This window comes from Allorhodopirellula solitaria (assembly GCF_007859855.1).
GTDB classification, from domain to species: domain Bacteria; phylum Planctomycetota; class Planctomycetia; order Pirellulales; family Pirellulaceae; genus Rhodopirellula; species Rhodopirellula solitaria.
This window is the reverse complement of record NZ_SJPK01000009.1, coordinates 211,752-231,803: the sequence shown is the minus strand read 5'-3', so window position 1 is coordinate 231,803 and position 20,052 is coordinate 211,752. Positions and strand designations below refer to the sequence as shown.

Sequence of the window (20,052 nt, the reverse complement as noted above, 5' to 3'; positions counted from 1 at the left end):
AAATCCATACGCCCGCCGAGCCGGGATGGAGCGAGGTGCAATCACTCCGCGACACAGCCGGACGGACTTGTTTTTTTCACCGGCCCGCCCCTCACTCGAGCGAGCGTGGCGATGCGGGCTATGAGGGCGTGCCGCTCAAGATTTGGGCGGACGCACATCCTTGGTGGCACCGGCTCCGGTTTGCGAAGCGCGGCGGTTCTCACGTTGGATCGCGTCGTAAACCTCTTGACGGTGCACCGGTATCGCCTGGGGCGCCTCGATGCCGAGGCGAACTTTGTCGCCGCGAATGTCAACGATGGTTACAACCACGTCATCACCAATCATGATGCTTTCGTCGCGGTGTCTGGAAAGGACGAGCATGATGTCCTCGGTATGATATTTCTAGGGAGAGAATCTATGGGACCAAATTGGTTGGAATCTTGATGCGTTCGGTTCGGCAATCCATGCCGTGATCTGCATTCCATCGCAACAATCCAACGAGGTCTGAACCTGGCGGCAAAACTGATTGCCTCCGCCTCGTTAAAAGGCTAATCGTCCCCCATGCTCTGTTTTGTCCACGATCCCCTCAGAAGGTCCACACGTACCGGTCGTGCCGATACTAGCTTCTAGCAATGTCTATGCGGCGCGGACCTGCGAAATCGGCAGCGGTGCGTCCATGCTACGGAGCAACGTCGGCAGCGGTTGGCGTAGCGGTCGATCGTCATTGGTGATGACCTGGCATCCCAGCCGCCGGTCCAGGTTGATCAACAAAGGTGCTCGCAAGTTCGTTGTCAGTTTCCCCACATGCCCGGCGACCGTCGTCATGATGTATACCTCCGCCCCCGAGCCGAGATGCAGTCCCGCCAGGTCGCGACGACCGACGTGAACCCGGTAATCGGGGAAGAAAGCACGCGGGCTGACCACGGCCAAAGCCCGGTCCCCACGTGCGGCCGACTGCAACCATGCCACCGACTCGTTGTCAGGGTCAGGGATCAATGCCCATTGATGCAGTGACTCCATGCCAACGAGACCCTGTGGGAAGACGAACAATTGATCGGCATTCATTTCGAGTGTGCCGAAGCGATGAGTGTCAATCCGCATGGCTGGATTCCGAGTAACAGGAGACTTGCGCGTGATGAAAGTAGCGTTACTGCATCAATCGGCCAGCCTCCCCATCGCTGATAACCGATTCCAGCGAAGAAATCGAAAAAACCGGCGCCGCTGCCATGATCCCACCAGCTTACCAAGACGTTTCCGCTCACCTGTCATTTCTCGCATCCTAGATGACTGCCGCTGCAGAGCGAGAAGAACCCGGCATGTCGTTGAGGCCTCGTGGCGGCACGCCAATTGCATGCCCGATGCCGTACCGCAGAGGACGTGTTTTCACGGCCCAGCCTGTGAAACGCCCTGCCGGAGAGAGCCGAGTGTGGCTCGGAAAATCGACGATGTGCATGACAATCCACCCTGAGAGCCCGTTCGAGAGGGCGATCTCTTGTTTGGGTAGGCTTTTACGATGAGGAGCGACGAGATGGACGAACTTCCAGCTGTGATCGTAACCGGCAGTTCTGGGCTGCTCGGTAGCGCCGTTTGCGACCGGCTCGCTGGAGCGGGCTATCAGGTCTTCGGGTTCGACCGGGTGGGATTGCCCGAACCGCCCAAGAATCACGAGCGGGTTCGGGATATCGAATGCGATGTCACCGATTCGAGTTCCGTTCGTGCGGCGATGAGCAAGGTCGCTGAATTGACTGGCTCGAAACTCGCCAGCGTCGTGCATATGGCGGCGTACTACGACTTCTCCGGAGAGGACAGCGATCTTTACGACAAGGTCACCGTCAACGGCACCGATCGGTTGCTCAACGAGCTTGAAGATTTTCAGTGCGATCAATTTGTCTTCACGAGCACCATGTTGGTTCACGCTCCCTGCTCGATCGGCGACCACATCCGCGAGGACGATCCGCTCGAAGCGAAATGGCCCTACCCTCAGAGCAAGGTCAAAACGGAACGGTTAATACGCGATGGTCACCCGGGCGTGCCGAGCGTGTTTCTCCGTATGGCGGGTGTGTACACCGACTATGGTCGCCAGCCCACCATCGTCCAACAGATGAAGCGCATTTACGAAAAAGATTTTCAAGGCCATTTCTTCCCCGGAGATAGCGATGCTGGCCAATCTGCGGTTCACCTTGACGACGCTGTCGAATCGATCGTGTTGACGGTGGAGCGGCGGCAATCGATTGAGCCGAAGACCGCTATCCTGATTGGGGAAGCGGATCCTCTTTCCTACGGCGACCTGCAAGACCTGATCGGCGAGGAACTCTATGGGAAAGAATGGGCCACGTTGTATGTGCCGCCCACCGTCGCCAAAGTCGGAGCGGCCGTGACCGATGTACTTCAGGGCGGTGACGCGTTCATCAAACCGTTCATGGTGAGCATGGCGGACGATCACTACGCCTTGGATATTACCAGAGCCAAGGAGCTACTGGCGTGGCAGCCCAAACACAGTCTACGAGAGACCATCCCCAAGATGACGGGGTTGCTGCAATCGGATTCGGAGGCATGGTTCCGTAAGAATGGGTTGAACTGATGTCGAATCAAATCTTAAGCACGCAAGACATCCACGCGAACGTTCCCCCGTACCGCTACAATCCGTCTGCGTGGAGTCAGCGGATTCCGATCTGCGTCTTGGCGCTCGTCGCCGCACTGATCTCGGTGCATCTTTCGCTGTTTCAGTGGGGGCTCATCGATAGCGTCTACGACCCGGTTTTCGGTGATGGCAGCGAAAATGTGCTGAAGTCTGACACCGCGACAACGATGTACGGTCTGCTGGGGATCCATGACGCATCGCTGGGGGTTCTCGCCTATCTTGGCGACGCGATCTTGGGGTTTGCTGGCTCAACCCGGCGATGGCAATACCGTCCGTGGCTGGTCATTCTCTTCGGCATTGATGTGATTCCACTCGGTGTCGTGAGCGTTGTGCTAGTCCTCTGCCAGGCATTTCTTGTTGGCTCATGGTGCTTTCTCTGTTTGGTCACAGCGGCGATTTCGCTGTTGCTGGTTTATTGGGCGTGGGACGAAGTGCGAGTCTCACTGACGTACTTGTGGTTGATCTGGAAGGAACATCATGACAAACGTTTGCTGTGGGACGCTTTCTGGGGCAGGCGGAACGAGCGGCTTGACGCGACAGCCGAACGACTTCTATCGCGAGAGGTGGACTGATGTGGGGACGAGTAGTTGAAATCATGACCGCGGTCTGGTTGGCCGTGAGCCCGTTTGTCTTCGGTGTGCAGGACAATGGGACACTATTGTGGGCGGACATCGGGATCGCTTCACTGATCTGGCTGTTTTCGGGGCTTTCCTACTGGCGGCCGACACGTCACGCGCATTTACTGATCCTATTAGTGAGTGCCGGATTGGTGCTTTGGGGACGCTTTGCGGAAATTCCTCCCACGCCCGCCCATCAAAACCATATCGTCGTCGGGTTGTTCTTGATGATGATCGCCGTGATCCCTAACCAGGCATCCCTACCGCCGCAAGCTTGGCGTCATGGGGAATCTCAAGCCTGATCGTGCCGCCTGCGAGACGTGGAGTATGTCCCTTGTCCGATATGATGCACCCCAATGATATCGCGAACCTGATCACCATCGCCATTGCGGCGGCATGCGGTGGCGTGTTGGGGTTGGAACGGGAGTTGGCCGACAAGCCAGCGGGCGTTCGCACCCACATTTTCGTCTGTGCTGGCTCGGCGTTGCTGATGATCTTGAGCCGCGAGATCGTTGATCAGTTTGAGGTTCGCTATCCCGACTCCATGCTTAGCCCCGATCCGATCCGGATTCTACAAGCGATCGTCGTCGGAATCAGTTTCTTAGGCGCCGGCACGATCGTCCATCAGAAAAACCAGGGCGTGGAAGGGCTGACGACCGCAGCGACGATCTACCTGACCGCGGGCATTGGCGTCGCGATTGCAGTGGAACGCACCTTTCTAGCGGTCTCGCTGACCGTCTTCGCAGCATCTGTGCTGTATATACTGAAGTGGCTGACCGATCGCGTGACCGACGATCTCGAAGAGGGAGAGGATTCGAAGGCGGATTAAGCCAGCTGATGCTGCTCGCGCTCGAGCAGTTTTCCGCTCCGCTCAGGCGTCGCCGGCATCTCAAGCCTCGTTTGCCGATCGCGATCGATGTTGAACCAGTCGGTAGACCCACCATGCGAACATGGCAGCTACGACGGCCGTGCTGATCCAACCCAGCGGCCCAGCGAGTTGGCTGTAGTTGTCCCCTAGCCACCAACCCAGTCCCGCCAACAGTGCGGTCCAAATCACGGTGCCCAGTGCCGTCATCACCGTGAACCGGCCGATGGGCATTTGAGCGAAACCGGCGGGGACGCTGATTAACGTTCGCAGTCCCGGGATCATTCGGCACACGAACACCGCCACGGTCCCCCACGCATCGAACCAATCTTCTACGCGATCGAGGTCCTGCGGGGTGATCGTTAACCAAACGCCATGACCTTCAATCCACCGCGCTAACCGATCCTTGCCGATCCATCGAGCGAGGAAATACCAGAGCATCGCCCCAATGAACGATCCGCAACTCCCCGCAGTGACGACGGCTGCGAAAGACATCTCGGACTGGCTGACCGAGTATCCTGCCCAGGGCATGACGAGTTCCGATGGAATCGGTGGGAAGATGTTCTCCAGCAGCATGAGCGCGGCGACACCCAGCGCGCCGTAGTGCTCGAGAAATTCACTAATCATAGAATGCATAGGGCCTCCGCGTATTGAGAGTCTCCCAGTGCAGCAGACGGCGCGCCAGTTGCGTCGGTCGTGCGCAGGATGGGAAGCGTCCAGAACGGTTCTTCCCACGGCGATCTCGGCTTCCTGCATCACGAAAGCTTCCTCATGCCCGATCTCACCGAAACCTCGCTGGCGATCAACGGACTGCTATTCGCTGGCGGTGCGCTGCTGGTATGGTTGGCGGGAACGAAGCTGAGTCAGTATGTCGACTTGTTCGCTGATCGCACGGGGCTCGGCAAGGCGTTCGCTGGAGCGCTGCTTCTCGGCGGCGCCACGAGTCTGCCTGAACTGGCAACGACCGTGACGGCAGCATCGAGCGGTGCGGCAGAACTCGCTGGCACGAATCTGCTTGGTGGCGTCGTGATGCAGATCGCTGTGCTCGCGCTGGTTGACGCATTCGTGCTCCGCGGTCGGCCGCTGACATTGTTTTCACCACAGTCCTCCTTGCTGATGGTCGGTGTGATGCTGATCGGATTGGTCGCTCTCGCCTCGGCCGCTGTCACCAGCCAAGAGCTCTTTTCGGTGGCGGGAATCGGCTTTTGGCCGGTCGCGCTTTTCGCAGCCTACGTGTTCTCGGTTTGGGTCATTTACCGCTACGAAGGCGATCCACGTTGGGAGCCGCGTGGAGAGGTGGCTCAGCCACCTGAGTCCGCTCGCGATCTCAAGGACGCTCACGAGCAATCATTCCAAAAGACGTCCACGGCAATGCTGGTTGGATATTTCTCGATGGCTTCGCTGGTCGTTTTGGTTGGCGGCGTGACCGTGGCGAAAACGGGTGAGGCCATCGCCGAGCAGAGTGGGCTGGGGCAAGGCATTGTCGGCGCGACCCTGGTCGCTTTCGCCACCAGCTTACCCGAGGTTAGCACCACCTATTCTGCTGTTCGCTTTGGCGCCTACAGTATGGCGGCAGCGAACATCTTGGGAACGAATAGCATGGAGATTGCCCTCTTTCTGCCTGCGGAACTCGCATATCGAGATGGCCCCATTTTTGACGCGATGCCGAACTCCGCAGCGTTCCTGGCGGCCTTGGGCATCGTCGTGACCAGCCTCTACCTGTGGGGGATTCTCGAACGACGGGACAAGACCATATTGGGGATGGGTGTGGATTCATTCGCCGTCCTCGTGGTCTACGCTTGCGGACTGCTCGTTTACTGGACACTCTGATTTTTCACAGAACGCCAACCTGGGAAGAACGCGTTGGTCCGCTCGACATACTCGCGATAGCCCGGCTTGGACTCTTCGAGCGATTTTTCCAGGAGCGTCACACCGGAGACGCGCATGAGGAATATTGACATCACGATCGGACCGATGATCGCCCAACCCACGTGGCTGGTGGCGTACGCCGTAAAAAACAATCCCCACCAGACGAGAAAGTCACCGAAGTAGTTGGGATGGCGCGTGTAGCGCCACAAGCCCTGATCCATGACTTGGCCGGCGTTCGTCGGATTCGCTTTGAATCGTGCCAGTTGCCAGTCGCCGACCGCTTCGAAGAACAATCCAACCGAGAAAAGGATGACGCCGAACACGCTCATCCCAACACGAGAATCGTCAGCGCCATCATAGAGAGATTGCAGCGGTAGGGAGACGACCCACATCACGGCGGCTTGCACACCAAAGACTGTCAACAAACTCACCCATGGGAATGCGTCTCCCCACTTCGAACGCATCTTCTGATAGCGTGGATCTTCGCCCTGACCGTGATTTCTCCAGCCGAGGTATGCGCTGAGCCGCAAACCCCAGATCGTCGTGAGTACCGGTACAAGCAGGCTGTCGCCGGGCTCCGATCTCATGGCGTAGGCGGTCCATGCAACCAAGACGAACCCCAGCCCCCACACGATATCGATGATGCTGACGTCGCGTCGGTAGAGACTGACCAGCCAAACGCTGACCATCAGGACGCCGATAACAGCGGCGCAGTAGGTGAAACTAACGATCACAACATTTACTTTTCGAACAGGTAATGATTGACATACCACTGCGTGCCGTTTTCAGTGGCAAACAGTTCTTCGCAGGCCATGAAAAATATTCGCCAACGATGCAGCCAGCGGTTGGCATTCGGACGGCCGTAGGTCTTCGCCATGATCGGCTGAAGCGATTGCATGTTCGCGTCGAGGTTCGCCAGCCAGTGGCGGCAGGTCTTCGCGTAATGTTCTCCATTCCACTGCCATTGGTCGGCAAGCCCGAGTGCACCGCTGGATTGGGGCAGCCAGCCATCGCTGGGCATCATGCCGCCGGTGAAGAAGTGGCGTCCCATCCAATTCCTCTCCCCGTCGGTATCAAACAGATAAGGCGTCGTGCGGTGGCAGAACAGGTGCACGAACAGTTTCCCTTTGGGCCGCAGCCAGGCATGAATATGGGACATCAGACGCTCATGGTTTCGCATATGCTCGAACATTTCTACTGAGACGATGCGGTCGAACGTCTCAAGCGACCGAAACGCATTGACGTCGGCTGTCACGACACTGAGGTTGGTCAATCCGCGTTCTCGAGCATGGGCTTCGATGAACCGCCGTTGTGAATGGGAGTTGGAAAGCGAAGTGATCCGGCTGCTGGGAAACCGCTCCGCCATCCACAGCGACAGCGAACCCCACCCGCATCCCAGTTCGAGTATGTCCATACCATCGGCGAGTTCTGCGTGGGACGCGGTGATCTCCAACGCGTTCGTCTCGGCTTCGGCCAATTCGGTTGTTCGAGTGTCCCAGTAGCAACAGCTATACTTGAGTTGCGGACCGAGCACGTGTTCATAGAACGACGCGGGGACTTCGTAGTGCTGATCATTGGCTTCATGGGTTGAGACTGCGATCGGTTGAGCGGCCACTTCGGTACGCAGACGCTGCGCCGCATCATCGGCGTGGACGGCATCGAGATCATCGAGCCGGTTCCTGAGCAACCGGCGGATCCCGCGCCTCACCAACCAATCGGGGACACGGCCTTGCTCGGCTGTCCCGGCGAGTCGGGCGAATAGGTAGTTGGGCACTACCGAGGCGAGGTTCCACGGTGGATTCATCGTGCTGGTTTGTCCCAAGCAATCTGAACAACTCTCACTGCGTGTTCTCGAAAGGCGGCTTCGCAGTAACATAAGTAAAACTCCCACATCCGAATAAAGCGATCATCAAAGCCGAGTGAGCGAACGTCAGCGAGACGATTTTGAAATCGCTCGCGCCAGTGCGATAGCGTCTGCGCGTAGTGCGGCGAAATATCCTCGATGGAGTCCAGCCGAAATGACGTCGACCGCCCCACCGAATCCTGGATTGCCGCAATCGAAGGCAGGAATCCACCGGGGAAAATGTATTTTTGAATGAAGTCCACGGAGCGACGGTACGATTGATAGCGCTGCTCAGGCATGACGATGGCCTGCATCACGCATCGTCCCCCGGGCTTGAGCAGACGGCTGGATTGACGAAAGAAATCGTCTAGATGCCGTTCGCCAATCGCTTCGACCACCTCGATCGAAACGAGCTTGTCGTAGCGGCCATTGAGGTCGCGATAGTCGCTTGCGAGTGTGTCGATACGCTCGCTCAGGCCAGCACGACGGACACGATCACGTGTCATCTCGAACTGCGCCTGCGAGATCGTCGTCGTCGTCACCTGGCAGCCATACTGCTGAGCCGCATGTAGGGCGAAACCGCCCCATCCCGTTCCGATTTCGAGCAGGTGATCGGTGGGTTGCAGTTTGAGCTTGCCGCAAACCCGATCGATTTTCGCTCGGGAGGCGTCGTGCAGCGGCGTGTCCGCACTCTCGAACCAGGCCGACGAATACATCATCGTGGGGTCGAGAAACATCTCAAAGAACTCATTGCTGAGGTCGTAGTGTGCTGCGATATGCCGGCGACTGCCCCGGCGAGAATTATTGTCGAGGCGAAACGCCAATCGCCGCAACTGCCCCGCCGCCGACGCCAAACGCGTGGTGATACCCGACGTCCGTCCAAGGTTGCGGCAGAGTATCCGCAGAAACGTCGTGAGATCGTCCACTTCCCAGTGACCGCAGAGGTAGGATTCCGCCAACCCGAGTGACCCCTGCGTCGCCAGCAGACTGTAGAAAGTTGGATCGTGAATTTGCCATGACACAGAATGCGGGGATTCCCAGGAACCAAAGACCTCGTTGGATTGAGGATCCGAAAATTGGACTTGCCCACCCTCGAGTGAGGAAAGCCAGTTCAACATCTTGTGTCTGGTCAATCGCTGCATCCAACCGAGTGTCGCAGCATTGCGTTCCGGGCGAACGCTAGGAATCGCGCCAGCATTCCAATCTGTTCGAGGTCGTTCCGTGGTGGTTCCGCTCGACATCGTGCTTGCTTTCGAAGGGTTGCTCAAGGAGTAAGATTGAAAAGTGCGTGGGTAGGCCATGACCTAGCCCTGGTGATCGTGCAGGGAGCCCGAGCGATCGTTTATCGACTGACGGGCTGCCGATGGCGGTCGACGACTGTCGCCGGAGGGGTGCGGGTAGAATGGAGTCCCCTTGAGCCACAACCGAAAGGCTTGCCAGTAGATACCTCCGACGACTTGGCTGGTCATCAATGGGAACCGCGTTAAGGTCTTGATCAGCTGTCGAGACGTGAGAGGTTTCCGTTTGAGCAGCATGGTTGCATCGAACAGACAGCCGTCTCGATCATGGTCTTCTAAGTGGATTGATAGCTGGCGCGATGGTTGGCTCAATCTCCATCGATACTCGAGCTGCATCGGAAGGAACGGCGACACGTGCAGTTTTTTGTTACAGCGATGTCTCTGGATGCGACCGACGCCGCGCCAGGGGATCACATAGCTGTGCCGTTCACGCCAGGGCGTGTTGGTGACTTCCGCGACGGTTGCAGCGAGCGTTTCTCCGTCTTCATGAAAGCAGTAGTAGAGAGAGATCGGGTTGAAGACCAAGCCGGCATACCGCAGGTGGGCGAGCATCCGCACCGGGCCTGCAAAGTCGATTCCCGTGTCGTGATTGACCCGTTCTCGGATCGCATCGGCGAGCGAAAGTGTGGGATCGCCGAGAAAATCAGCGCGGTGGTAGCGGACCAAGCTGAACCGGCGAGTCGACAGCCAGGGCGGCGCGCAGAACACTCGGTCGACTTCGTCAAGATCGAGGTAAAAGAAGAAAAGTGGGAAGCGAAATTCGTGCTCCCTATCACGGAAGCGTCGATGCCGAATGGTGCCCTCGTAAAGGCAACTATGCGTGATATTCATGATGCTGCGTCCCTGTTGGCCGCAACCGTCGCAGGGCGATGGAGGGTTGCCTGGTCGGATGACCAGCCGGGGATGCCGAACCGGCGACAGACAGCTAGACCGCTGACGACTCCGTCTTCGTGGAATCCGTTTCGCCAGTACGCGCCGCAGTACGATGTTCGTCGCCGACGAATGACGCTGCCATGTTGTTGTTGCACAGCGGCACGCTCCGTCGTGAACACGGGATGGGAATACCGGAATCGACGCAACACGTGAGCTGGATCGATCATGTCCTCCGCATTCAATGTGACGCAGAGGGAATGAGGGGATCGAACTCCCTGCAGGTGATTGAGGAGATAGGTCACGGTTGGTCGCGTCTCGGGACGTCGGAATATCCGGTAGTTCCAACTCGCCCACGCCCGTCGACGCTGCGGTAGGATCGATGAATCCGTATGCAGTACGGCGGTATTGTCACTGTACGGGAACGACGTCAGTAGCTCGGTTTCGAGTTCGTCGGGATCGTCCAGCAACCGCAACGCTTGATCGCTATGGCAGGCAAAGATGACTTCGTCAAATGCCTCGCTCCCGCCCACATGAGACACGATGACTTCGCTCTCCATGCGCCGGACCCGACTCACGGGGTGGTTGCAGCGAATTTTATCACGAAAGGGCGAGATGAGCTTGTCGACGTAGTGTTTGGATCCGCCCGCGACCGTTCTCCAGATCGGTCGGTCCGTCAGGCTGAGCAGACCGTGATGGTGGTAGAACTCGAGGATAAAGCGGATCGGGAATTGTAAGAACGCCTCTCGAGGGCACGACCAGATCGCGGCGCCCATTGGCAACAAGTACTGTTGCGCAAAGGCAGCCGAGTAACCGCCCGTCGTCAGATAGTCACCGACGGTCAGGTCGTCAGGCAGAGTGCTGAAGTCACGCGATCCGTTGCGGTTGAAACGGCCGATGTCTCGGAGCATCTTCCAAAATGTGGGCCGTAGCGAGTTCTGCCGCTGGGCAAAGATGCCGTTGAGGGAGGTGCCGTTGTATTCCAGACCGGATCGATCACACCGGACACTAAAACTCATCGAAGTGGGCACCGTATCGACGCACAAGTCCCGCAGCATCTGCGAGAACACGGGATAAGTCCGATCATTGTAGACGAGGAATCCCGTGTCGACGTCGTAGCTTTGGCCATCGAGATCGATGCTGACAGTGTGGGCGTGGCCACCGACATGCCCCGCCGATTCAAACACGGTTACATCGTGGTCCCGACTGAGCAGACGAGCGCACACGAGCCCTGAGATTCCGGATCCGATGATAGCGATGTGCAAAACTTCTCCCCAGCTACTGGTTTCTGATCGGGTCGGACTCTCTCTCAACAGTAGACGTGGCGTTGCGAATGACCACGTTTTTGAGATGATTTTGTCCTGCTTCGCTGCCTGAACTGGTCCAGGGGCGGAGCACGCAGGAAAAACTACGAGTTTCTCAGTGGTCATCGAGGAACGGGGTGATACAAAGAGGCCAGCTTTTAACAGCACATCATCTCTCCACCCGGAGGCACTCGTGGCCGACGCTAAAATCCCCTTCATCCCACACGCTGACTTCGAGTCGGCCTGTGAGCAGGATTTTGCCGAGATCGACTGCGCACTCTATGTGGAGGAGGAGGACCGAGCGCTTAGGGATGCGGGTGAGGCCGCCGCAACGTTTTTGACGGCGGTGGAGGAATGTCGCATCCTGACGTTTGAGGGGGAGCAGTTCCTATTCAAGCGATTGAACTTTCTGCGGTTCCGGGCCCATGCACTCACGTCAACACTGCGGAATCAGCGTCGGCCTCGGAAAACCAAGGTGGAGATCCAGCGGTTACTCGACGAAGCGAACGACACGAGAGAGGAGATCGCTCGCTCAAACCTGCGGCTGATCGCTTTTGTCTGTCGGAAACGGTCGACCTCGAGTGACGAGTTCGATGAGTTTGTCGCCGAGGCCAATACGATTCTGCTCAACGCGATCGACAAGTTTGACTTCAGTCGAGGCTATCGTTTCAGCACGTATCTGACGCATGCGGTCCAGCGGCATCTCGCTCGGCTGATTGGCCGTGCGAGCAAACGCCGCACTCGCGAGCTCAGCGACGGTAACGAAGCTCTTTCCTCGGCCGCTTCGGTACCCGACTCAGATCAGCCCTCCCAATCCGATGTTTTGGCAGCGGCGACCGTCGTGCTCGATGGGATGGAACAGATTCTCGACGAGCGTGAATGTTTCATCGTCCGTGGGCGGTTCGGCTTGGATGGTTCCGAGAAAGGAAAATCTTTGCGAGCGTTGGGGGATGAAGTCGGAATCAGCAAAGAGCGAGCGCGACAGATCCTCTACCAAAGTCTCGAAAAGTTAGCTCAAGTTGCCAAACCTTTTGAATCCATGTTCGCAGTGAAGTAGCCATGCATTATCAACCTCGCAGCTGGATGAAGGCAGTTTTGCTCTTCGCCGCGCTCTCCCATTTCGTTTGGGCTGGGCTGGCGATCTGCATGCCTGATGGGATGTTCGCTTGGTTCGGGCCCGATCAGTCCTCGACACCTTCGATCCTGTGGCAGTGCATTGGCGTGCTTGGGCTCGGCTTTCTAATTGCTGCACGAGATCCCTATCGTCATTGGCCGATCGTGCTGATGGGTTTGCTCGTGAACTCGTTGGGCGTGCTGGGTTTTACGATCGCTTTATCGACAGGTGAAATACCGGCACGGACCGGTTGGGTGGTTTTGGTGGCCGACCTTGTCTGGCTCGCTCCGTTTGTCGTTATCCTTTGGGGTGCGATCCAGCATCATCACGCGGTTGGGTCTGCGTACGAGACGCCGGAGGCGGACATTCCCCTCCAGGAGCTGCGCACCAATACCGGGCAAAGTCTCGATCATCTCGCCAACACTCAGCCTCAGATGGTTGTGTTCCTGCGGCATTTCGGATGCACGTTCTGCCGAGAGGCCTTGGCTGCTATTTCAGCGCGACGTCAGGAGATTGAGGCGACCGGCTGCGGCATTGTCCTGGTGCACTTGGATGAGAGCGACGGGCGGGAGTTTTTCGCCCAATATGATATGGAGGATGTCCCGCGAATCTCCGATCCTAATTGTCGTCTCTATCGCCAGTTCGGCCTCGACTTGGGCGAGTTTCGCCAGCTATTCGGGCTGCAGGTCTGGTTGCGAGGGATCTTCGCGGGGCTGTTCCAGGGTCACGGATTGGGCTGGCCGCACAGCAACTCGTTTCAAATGCCGGGCGTGTTCACCTACTACCGGGGTCAGGTGATTGAGGGGTTCCAGCACGACCGAGCCTCCGACCGTCCCGACTACGTGGAGCTTGCAAAGCGTGCCGCTTGAACAGACAAATCGCGAATGATCTCTGGCTCGTCCACACCCTCTCTAACCGATATCGAGCAGGTGGGCTTCCATGGTGACTCCACCTTGGATGAGCTTGGAGATCGGGCAATCTTTCTCCGCTTGCTTAGCCGCTTCGACGAATCGCTCGGGCGACGCTCCAGGAACAATTGCATGAACAATCAGATGTGATCTGGTAATGGCGAGTCCACCGGGAGTCTTCTCGAGCGTGACCGTCGCTTCGGTTTCGATCTTGCCCACAGCGAACTCGTCGCCGCTGAGAATCATCGACAGAGTCAGTGAAAAGCAGCTGGCGTGAGCAGCGGCGAGCAACTCCTCCGGATTCGTCGTGCCCGAGGTTTGGTTTCGAAAGTTCGAAGTGAACGGCATCCCCGCGAACGTCTCGTTGTCGCCTGACAGACTGCCATGGCCTTCATTGAGTCCTCCCCGCCAGACGGCGGCTGCCTTGCTTTGCATCTTCGGCTCCCAATTCTTTGCGCTCGGTCAACTGTGGTGAAGAATTCAATATAGCAGCTTAGCAACACACGACGAATGAGTGTCGGTTTTAGTAGTGGACGAGGCGACGAGTCCTGCCGCTTTGGACTCTCCGCCTCGTCCCCTACGACCGAAATTGATCACGCGATGCTTATTCGGTGACGACGGCGTAAGTCCGTTTCCCTTGTCGTCCGATCCACAACCCCATCGGGGTTTGGCCGCATGTTTTCAAGCGGCGGTTCAGCGCGGCTGGATCCACGTCCCCGCCGCGTACCTTGATCACCTCGGGATAACCGTCGTGGGCTCGAAACCACCTCCGCAGCTTGCGGTCGTCACAACCAACGACATCGATTACCCGGGCAGCGGTCGCCATCTCAGACCAAGGTGTCAACCCTGCCGGATCTTCACAACTTAGAAATCCACTCGGCCCACCCACCGCTTGCGTGCCCGTCGCTCCCGCGAACGCTTCGGTCAATCCTGCGGCCCGGATCGCTGCGTCGGGGTCGACCATCCACTGGCCAATGCCCGTACCGCCGACGCCCTGATTGCTGTGAGCCCCGCCATGTTCCGAGGTCCGGCTGATGGCGTCTCTGTCAGTGGCGAACACACTTGCGATGCCGTTTCGGATCGAGATTGCCGAGCGACCTCCGGCTGACATGTTTTGTTGGCGAATCCAGGCATCGTCGAGCACCGCGCCGGCGATCAGGGTTTGCTCCCGGACGCTGCCTCCCGCCGCGATCCAGGTCCGGTGAAACTCGCCGGCATCGTCCTCGGGCACCTGGGTAGCGGGCGCTAACTTGACCAGCCCGCCACGACACGACTGCAGCAGTTCCGTCACACGTCCCCAGTCCGGCACGAGACCATCGAGGGCGGTATGCCGTTTCCCATCGGCGCGACGATCGGGGTCAACGTGGATCCAGTCCTCGCTGTCGATCATGGATGTTGGTTCAGCGGAAGTGACATCGGTTTGCGACAGCGACGCCTCAACGTCTGCCGCTTGCAGATTGGTACTCGCAAACGCCAACACATCCGCGTGGAGGTCCATGCCCACGGCGGGGCCACGCCGCGCCAACGCGATCAGGTCGCTGCCGAGTCCGCAGCATAGGTCAGCCACGCGGCCACTCCCCATCCAGGATGCTTTCAGGGCTGCGACCGCGTGATGAGTCGATTGCTGCAAGGAGTGTCGCGTCACCCACCAAGCGGTTCCGGCGTGCGGGGGTGGACCGAAGGTGCGAATAGCTTTGACCTGCAGCGAGGCGATATCAAACAGCACCGCACGAGTGGCGGATGTGAGGGAATCCGGTTTTGATTTCGAGCTCGGATCCTGGCTCAGTTCGGCCAACCGGGAGCACATCTCCGGTGTGATCTCGCCCAGCACGCTATGGCAGAAGGAAGGAGTTGACATTACGAGCACTCCGCCCCGCTGCGAAGAGCCTGCAGTCGCTCACTCGCTGAGGCAGCGTCGGGAGAATCCGCGATCAGACTCATCCAGCGAGCTTGCCGAACGTTGATCGGCAGCGGTGCACGGGCTGGCAATCGGCGGGGCCGCAATCGGTTGACGATCGCCGACGCCAACTCAATCAAGCCATCGCCAGCGTCGTCGCCAGTGGCTGCGTCGACGGTTCCATTCGCTGCACCAGAGTCCTGCGGCGTGGCGATCGTTTTTATCGACCGCTGCGGACGGTCGGCGGAGAACATGCCGTCCTCGATGCAGTCGGCTTTGTTGAGGACCGGGATGACTTCGCCCGAGCTGTTCAGGCTGTCGATCGTCTGTTCGATGGCATCAACGCTGTCGGCGGTGGAGGGATCGATGACGAGTAGGACGAGATCGGCAGCTGCGATGGCGAGGGCTCCGCGGCGGATGCCCTCCTGTTCGATCACGCCGCCTCCCGAGCGGATGCCGGCTGTGTCTCCCAAGCGGATTGGAAGGCCGCCGATCACGGTATCACAGTCCACGACATCGCGCGTCGTCCCAGCTTCGTCGTGGGTGATGCTACGTCCATACCCAACCAATCGGTTGACCAAACTGCTCTTGCCGACATTGGGCGGTCCCGCCAACACCACACGGTAGGGTTCCGTCAGGTGCCGGCCGAGCGATTGCCGCTGAGCGATTTCAGCAGCGGATGTTCTGAGCTCGTCGATCGAATGGGGCTCGCTGCCGATGCGATTGATCCAGCCCACCGTCCAGTCCAACAGGGCTCCCCGGTACTGCTGCAACGCGATCGCGGCGTTGGCCCGCGTCGTGCACTGGCTGAGCACCTGTTCGGCTTCGACGATCAGTGTCTCATCAGGTTCACCCTGGCATCGAAGCACGTGCTGCTTCCATGCAGCTGTATCGACGGGGGTGGCGCCGAGTTGGACGAGCGAATCCATGATCCGCGATACTGCGGCGGCACCGCCGTGTCCGTGGATCTCAAAATGGTCCGCGGCCAGTGGTGTTACGACCACGGATTCACCATCACGCTGCTGGGGTGTTTCGTTCTCGGCCGCGTCAGGCTGGGGACGCCACGTCCCGTAGCGGATCTGACCGGCGCGTCTCGGGGTCTGCGTGGCTGCGCAGTAGCAGGCCGAGATGAAGACTGCGGCGCGAGGTCCACACACTCCAATCACAGCAACAGCAGAGCGACCAGCAGCCGTTAAACGGCTGACACAGGTCTCGCTCATGAAGAGGAGCCTGTGTCGGTCGGCGAAGCTGCGGCCGGCAGCATCGCCCACAACCGATCATCCCCGAGCGATTCCGCGATCAGTTCAACGCCATCGAAGGGTTGGTCATGAGAGTGTTCATTCGGAACGGCGACGGTGACCGCTCCCGCCGCCATCCCGGCGGCAGCACCATTGCCACTGTCCTCGAGCACGAGCATTTTGGCAGGGGCAATCGACAGCAATTCAGCAGCCCGCAAATACATCTCGGGGTGTGGCTTGCCGTGAGTGACGTCATCACCGGTTAATACAAAGGTGAGCCGGTCCTGCCACGTGGTCGTTGGCAAGATCATCTCAACAAATTGCCGCTGGCTGCTTGTGGCCACGCCGAAGGGGATGCCTGAGCGACAGAGGTGATCGATGAATCGGTCGAGGTTGGGCATCGGCCTGATATGATCGAGCAACAGCTCGGCGTAGACCGTATTGGATTCCGCTAACAAAGTGGCGGGCTCGTCATCGAGCTGATGAAATGCGATCATTTCGCCGATCGCGCTGAGGCCCACGCGGCCCATCATCTGTTTCTGCAGATCACTACTGAATCGAAAGCCGCGACGCTGCAATATAACATCGCCGACCTGCCAATAAATTCGCTCTGTGTCGAAGAGCAAACCGTCCATGTCGAGAGCCACCCCTTGAATATCGCGAGGGGTCGCTTGGGACTTGGTATCGTCGGGGGTGGCTGCCGCGGGCGTTTGGAGTGGTTGATGCTTATTCAAAGTTCCATCTCATCGAGTGTATCGACGAGCCGATCGAGTTCATCTTTGGGTTGAGAATTGCGTGCGTCCTGACGTTTTTTCAGGACTGAGTCCACGCCGACGGTGCCGCGTCCAGCGAGCAGCAACTGTTCATCACGCTCACGGGCCGCGGTAGCAATCGGATCACCCGACCCAGCGGGGGCGCCAAACAATTGCGAGAGATCGATCTTGAATCCCTCGTCCCCTTCGGTCTCGGCACCCGCGATCGCTGGCGCCTTGTGTTGGGGAAAGATAATTGCGTTCTCCGGGCACACCCGGCTGCAGGCCGGGCATCCCTTGCGACAGTTATCAGGCTGTTCGACCAGGATGCTCTCCGCCCCGTCGAGCCCGTAGACGCCGAACAGACAGAAATCGACGCATTCCATGCAGTTCGTACAGCGACTGTAGTCGATCACAGGATACCAACGTCGGCCCGTCGTTTCTTCGACCGATTCGATATTCCCGCCCACGATCGGCAGCGTGTGGGCTTGGGCAGGCTGGACGCCGAGGATGCGCTGTATTTCGGCGACAAAATCCGATGTGTCCTCGGAGGCTCTCAGGTCGATGGAAAAAATATTTCGTTCGGCGCGAGGATAGAGCTCCGTCATGCGGAGCACCCTATCGGGCTCGCTCGACGCGGGGGCGGCCGGATCGCTCGCTGGCGGAGATTGATCCGCAGTCTCGGCGGCCGCGTCCGTATCCGAGTCGTCCGCTGAATCGTCGCTGCCGAGCACGACGTCACCAACACGCCCATCGACGCCGTTGCGGTCGAGTACCCAGTGTGCGGCGCGGGGGAATATCCAGCTCGCCAAGATGATGTCGCCTTCAATTTCTCGCAGACGGGTCACTGCCTCACCGTTCTTCGGCAAGTCGTAGAGGTGGGGGACAACGATGACGTCCATCTCAGCGATCTTGCCACCCGCATCAGCGATCGCTTCCTCTAATGCCCGTTTCGCGGGATTTCGGGACTGGCCCTTGGAAACGACCAAGGTAAAGGAGCGGGTTTTCTCAGCAAGAATCATGATGAAATCAACGGAGGAAGGGCGGCCAACACCACCGCTCTATCGTGACCGCTCCCGAGTCAATGTTCAAGCCACCCCCGATTGCCGAGTTTCCACCAAGCTGGCCAGTGGCTCTATCAACGCAAAAAAACCTATCCGAGAACCGTGAACAGATCCGCCGCAAGCGGCGTGAGCTGTTCTCGGTTTCCGGATAGGCTGTTGAACAGTCTTCCGCTGCTACTTAGAACGTGAAGATCGCATCCATGCCGAAGATGGCTTTGTTGCGTGCAAAATCTTCGTTCACGCCGGTCCTGTCATAATCGACGATCCAGCGTACTTCTGGACGAATCTTTACATTGGCGGTGAGGTTGTAGTTGATGCCAATGGTTTGATTGAACAGGTCGGCATTGTTGAGGCCGGGGTTCGCGGCACGCACTTGCGGTGTCGCCCAGTTGAAGTACTCCGTCCGACTGCCCAAGGCGAGACGATCATTCACCTGATAGATGAAGTCGACATTCAACCCATACGCCCGCCGCACCAACGCGTCCGCCGCATCGTTTGTATCGAGGTAGTCGAACTGAATCATGTTCATCAGTTTATCCGTCAACTGCGTCGTTGCGATGAAGCAGTGGTCCGTGCCGCGTTCGCCAAAGTTAGGACTGGCAACATCGTCGTTGAAGCGTCCCATACAGGTGGTGTAGAGCAAGCTGAAGTTGTCGGTGAACTGATGGCCGATCCCGCCCAAGAATGCATCACCATTGTCTTCAAAGCCGCTGTCCCAACCCGTCACCCAGCCGCCGTACAAGGTGGTCTTGTCATCGTTCATCGTGTGCGTTGCCAGGACACCGGTATGGGTGAATGGTTCGGCGTTGTAGAACGTGAACTCGCGGCTGTAGAAGAAGTTCCCGGTCGCTGCGACGACTTCGTAACCCTCGATGGTAAAGAAGTGACCGACCTTCACCGTCGTGTTGCCGTAAGCGACTTCGCCATAGACCTGTGGAAGTGCGTGGCCGTATGCGCCGCCATTGTCCCAGGAGTTGTCGTAGCTATTGTTGGCCACGCCGAATGCCTGCGTGTCAGGACCATCGGTGCCGTAGACGTAGTCGATCCGACCGCCGAAACTCAATCCGTCGGTGCCATCGGTAACCTTTTCTGCATATAGCCATTGCTGTTGCAGTTGCACCCGGTCGGCATAGTTGTTGAAGTTCGCTGGTGCGCCGCCAGTTCCAAGGATACCGGCACCCGCGTTATTGCTGGTGTGGTAGCCGATGTTCGTCCACCCGCCGGCTACCCAGCCGTCGTGTTCGCCGAACAGCGTCCAGGGATCGTCGAGTTCGCTGTCGCCACAGAAGCTGCCTCCATAGCAGGCCGCCGAATCGCAGGCGGAATCACACCCGCCGTCGCAGGCGGGGTCGTCACAACCGGCCAAGGCGAAATCGCCAAGCTGGTAGGCCGGTTCAACGGATTCGCATCCGCAGACGGGTTGTCCGCAGTCGCACTGGGCGGCATGCGAAACAGGTTGAATGTCAGTTGGCTGTTCAGCCCGAGCGTGGCCGGCGGGAATGCCACAGGCGACGGCGGCGATGATCGCTAGTTTACGAAGCTTCATTGCTATTTATTAACTCCCCAAAGTCCATAATGGATAGTAGTACAAGGTTCGATAGCATGGATCTAAATCGCTATCTGATGCCGCCTACAACAGAGAGAAATAACCGCCATGGGTTGCCATTGCCCCAGCTCTCGTGTTCGCAACGACGTTCGTTTCGCCGCTGCAAAGAGGCTGGGTAGCTCAGCTCCATGCATCGGTGCTGCTGCGGTAGGTTATCGGTGACGAGACCACTCGACTCGCGATGGAA

General features: G+C 58.4%; 21 protein-coding genes. 7 read left to right on the top strand and 14 right to left on the bottom strand.

The window, feature by feature from the left end; genetic code table 11:
* Positions 1 to 135: 135 nt before the first annotated feature.
* Both csrA and fliW read right to left on the bottom strand, forming a co-directional pair.
* On the bottom strand, positions 136 to 360 hold the full coding sequence (csrA, locus tag CA85_RS17195; RefSeq protein ID WP_146392584.1) for a carbon storage regulator CsrA: 225 nt from the start codon (positions 358 to 360) through the stop codon (positions 136 to 138).
* Positions 361 to 615: 255 nt separating this feature from the next.
* Positions 616 to 1,080: a flagellar assembly protein FliW gene (gene fliW, locus CA85_RS17190; RefSeq protein WP_146392583.1), complete on the bottom strand. Its 465-nt coding sequence runs from the start codon at positions 1,078 to 1,080 to the stop codon at positions 616 to 618.
* Positions 1,081 to 1,507: 427 nt separating this feature from the next.
* On the opposite strand from fliW, the gene CA85_RS17185 reads away from it, so the two are divergent.
* Genes CA85_RS17185 through CA85_RS17170 form a run of 4 tightly spaced genes read left to right on the top strand, consistent with a single transcriptional unit; the run spans position 1,508 to position 4,066 of the window.
* A complete protein-coding gene (locus CA85_RS17185) occupies positions 1,508 to 2,560 on the top strand; it encodes an NAD-dependent epimerase/dehydratase family protein (protein ID WP_246112899.1) in 1,053 nt (350 codons plus the stop codon).
* Positions 2,560 to 3,192 carry a vitamin K epoxide reductase family protein gene (locus tag CA85_RS17180; protein ID WP_146392581.1) on the top strand — a complete coding sequence of 211 codons (633 nt, stop codon included), beginning with the start codon at positions 2,560 to 2,562 and terminating at the stop codon, positions 3,190 to 3,192. Before CA85_RS17185 ends, CA85_RS17180 begins: the two co-directional genes overlap by 1 nt.
* On the top strand, positions 3,192 to 3,539 hold the full coding sequence (locus CA85_RS17175; protein ID WP_146392580.1) for an SPW repeat domain-containing protein: 348 nt from the start codon (positions 3,192 to 3,194) through the stop codon (positions 3,537 to 3,539). The genes CA85_RS17180 and CA85_RS17175 overlap by 1 nt, the downstream gene beginning before the upstream one ends.
* 41 nt (positions 3,540 to 3,580) lie before the next feature.
* Positions 3,581 to 4,066: an MgtC/SapB family protein gene (locus CA85_RS17170; RefSeq protein ID WP_146392615.1), complete on the top strand. Its 486-nt coding sequence runs from the start codon at positions 3,581 to 3,583 to the stop codon at positions 4,064 to 4,066.
* Positions 4,067 to 4,126: 60 nt separating this feature from the next.
* Here the strand turns inward: CA85_RS17170 and CA85_RS17165 are convergent, their stop codons facing one another.
* Positions 4,127 to 4,738 (bottom strand): DedA family protein, encoded by a 612-nt coding sequence (locus CA85_RS17165; protein WP_246112897.1) that lies wholly within the window; start codon positions 4,736 to 4,738, stop codon positions 4,127 to 4,129.
* 135 nt (positions 4,739 to 4,873) lie between these two features.
* On the opposite strand from CA85_RS17165, the gene CA85_RS17160 reads away from it, so the two are divergent.
* Positions 4,874 to 5,932, top strand: coding sequence for a sodium:calcium antiporter (locus CA85_RS17160; RefSeq protein WP_146392579.1), 1,059 nt, complete (start codon positions 4,874 to 4,876; stop codon positions 5,930 to 5,932).
* Here the strand turns inward: CA85_RS17160 and CA85_RS17155 are convergent.
* From CA85_RS17155 to CA85_RS17135, 5 genes are all read right to left on the bottom strand, one after another.
* The gene (locus CA85_RS17155; protein WP_246112896.1) at positions 5,917 to 6,705 is read right to left on the bottom strand and encodes a DUF1295 domain-containing protein; all 789 of its coding nucleotides are present in this window, start codon (positions 6,703 to 6,705) and stop codon (positions 5,917 to 5,919) included. The two genes, CA85_RS17160 and CA85_RS17155, sit on opposite strands and share 16 nt — an antisense overlap.
* 5 nt (positions 6,706 to 6,710) lie before the next feature.
* Entirely contained in the window at positions 6,711 to 7,775 is a 1,065-nt protein-coding gene (locus CA85_RS17150) for an SAM-dependent methyltransferase (RefSeq protein WP_146392578.1), read from the bottom strand.
* On the bottom strand, positions 7,772 to 9,055 hold the full coding sequence (locus tag CA85_RS17145) for an SAM-dependent methyltransferase (protein WP_146392577.1): 1,284 nt from the start codon (positions 9,053 to 9,055) through the stop codon (positions 7,772 to 7,774). The genes CA85_RS17150 and CA85_RS17145 overlap by 4 nt, the downstream gene beginning before the upstream one ends.
* A 63-nt stretch (positions 9,056 to 9,118) precedes the next feature.
* Positions 9,119 to 9,943, bottom strand: a complete 825-nt coding sequence (locus CA85_RS17140; RefSeq protein ID WP_146392576.1) for a DUF1365 domain-containing protein — start codon at positions 9,941 to 9,943, stop codon at positions 9,119 to 9,121.
* Positions 9,940 to 11,412, bottom strand: coding sequence for an NAD(P)/FAD-dependent oxidoreductase (locus CA85_RS17135; protein ID WP_222435471.1), 1,473 nt, complete (start codon positions 11,410 to 11,412; stop codon positions 9,940 to 9,942). The genes CA85_RS17140 and CA85_RS17135 overlap by 4 nt, the downstream gene beginning before the upstream one ends.
* A gap of 67 nt (positions 11,413 to 11,479) precedes the next feature.
* On the opposite strand from CA85_RS17135, the gene CA85_RS17130 reads away from it, so the two are divergent.
* A complete protein-coding gene (locus CA85_RS17130) occupies positions 11,480 to 12,343 on the top strand; it encodes a sigma-70 family RNA polymerase sigma factor (RefSeq protein WP_186775010.1) in 864 nt (287 codons plus the stop codon).
* 2 nt (positions 12,344 to 12,345) lie between these two features.
* Positions 12,346 to 13,269 (top strand): SelL-related redox protein, encoded by a 924-nt coding sequence (locus CA85_RS17125; protein ID WP_222435470.1) that lies wholly within the window; start codon positions 12,346 to 12,348, stop codon positions 13,267 to 13,269.
* 42 nt (positions 13,270 to 13,311) lie between these two features.
* On the opposite strand, the gene CA85_RS17120 is transcribed toward CA85_RS17125, so the two are convergent.
* From CA85_RS17120 to CA85_RS17095, 6 genes are all read right to left on the bottom strand, one after another.
* Entirely contained in the window at positions 13,312 to 13,743 is a 432-nt protein-coding gene (locus tag CA85_RS17120; RefSeq protein WP_146392573.1) for an OsmC family peroxiredoxin, read from the bottom strand.
* 169 nt (positions 13,744 to 13,912) lie between these two features.
* The gene (locus tag CA85_RS17115; RefSeq protein WP_146392572.1) at positions 13,913 to 15,166 is read right to left on the bottom strand and encodes a THUMP-like domain-containing protein; all 1,254 of its coding nucleotides are present in this window, start codon (positions 15,164 to 15,166) and stop codon (positions 13,913 to 13,915) included.
* Positions 15,166 to 16,425, bottom strand: a complete 1,260-nt coding sequence (locus tag CA85_RS17110; protein WP_146392571.1) for a GTPase — start codon at positions 16,423 to 16,425, stop codon at positions 15,166 to 15,168. The genes CA85_RS17115 and CA85_RS17110 overlap by 1 nt, the downstream gene beginning before the upstream one ends.
* Positions 16,422 to 17,099 carry an HAD family hydrolase gene (locus CA85_RS17105; RefSeq protein ID WP_391564892.1) on the bottom strand — a complete coding sequence of 226 codons (678 nt, stop codon included), beginning with the start codon at positions 17,097 to 17,099 and terminating at the stop codon, positions 16,422 to 16,424. Before CA85_RS17105 ends, CA85_RS17110 begins: the two co-directional genes overlap by 4 nt.
* Positions 17,100 to 17,173: 74 nt before the next feature.
* Positions 17,174 to 18,217 carry an ATP-binding protein gene (locus CA85_RS17100; RefSeq protein WP_146392570.1) on the bottom strand — a complete coding sequence of 348 codons (1,044 nt, stop codon included), beginning with the start codon at positions 18,215 to 18,217 and terminating at the stop codon, positions 17,174 to 17,176.
* 220 nt (positions 18,218 to 18,437) lie between these two features.
* Positions 18,438 to 19,805, bottom strand: coding sequence for an outer membrane beta-barrel protein (locus CA85_RS17095; protein ID WP_146392569.1), 1,368 nt, complete (start codon positions 19,803 to 19,805; stop codon positions 18,438 to 18,440).
* Positions 19,806 to 20,052: the final 247 nt, after the last annotated feature.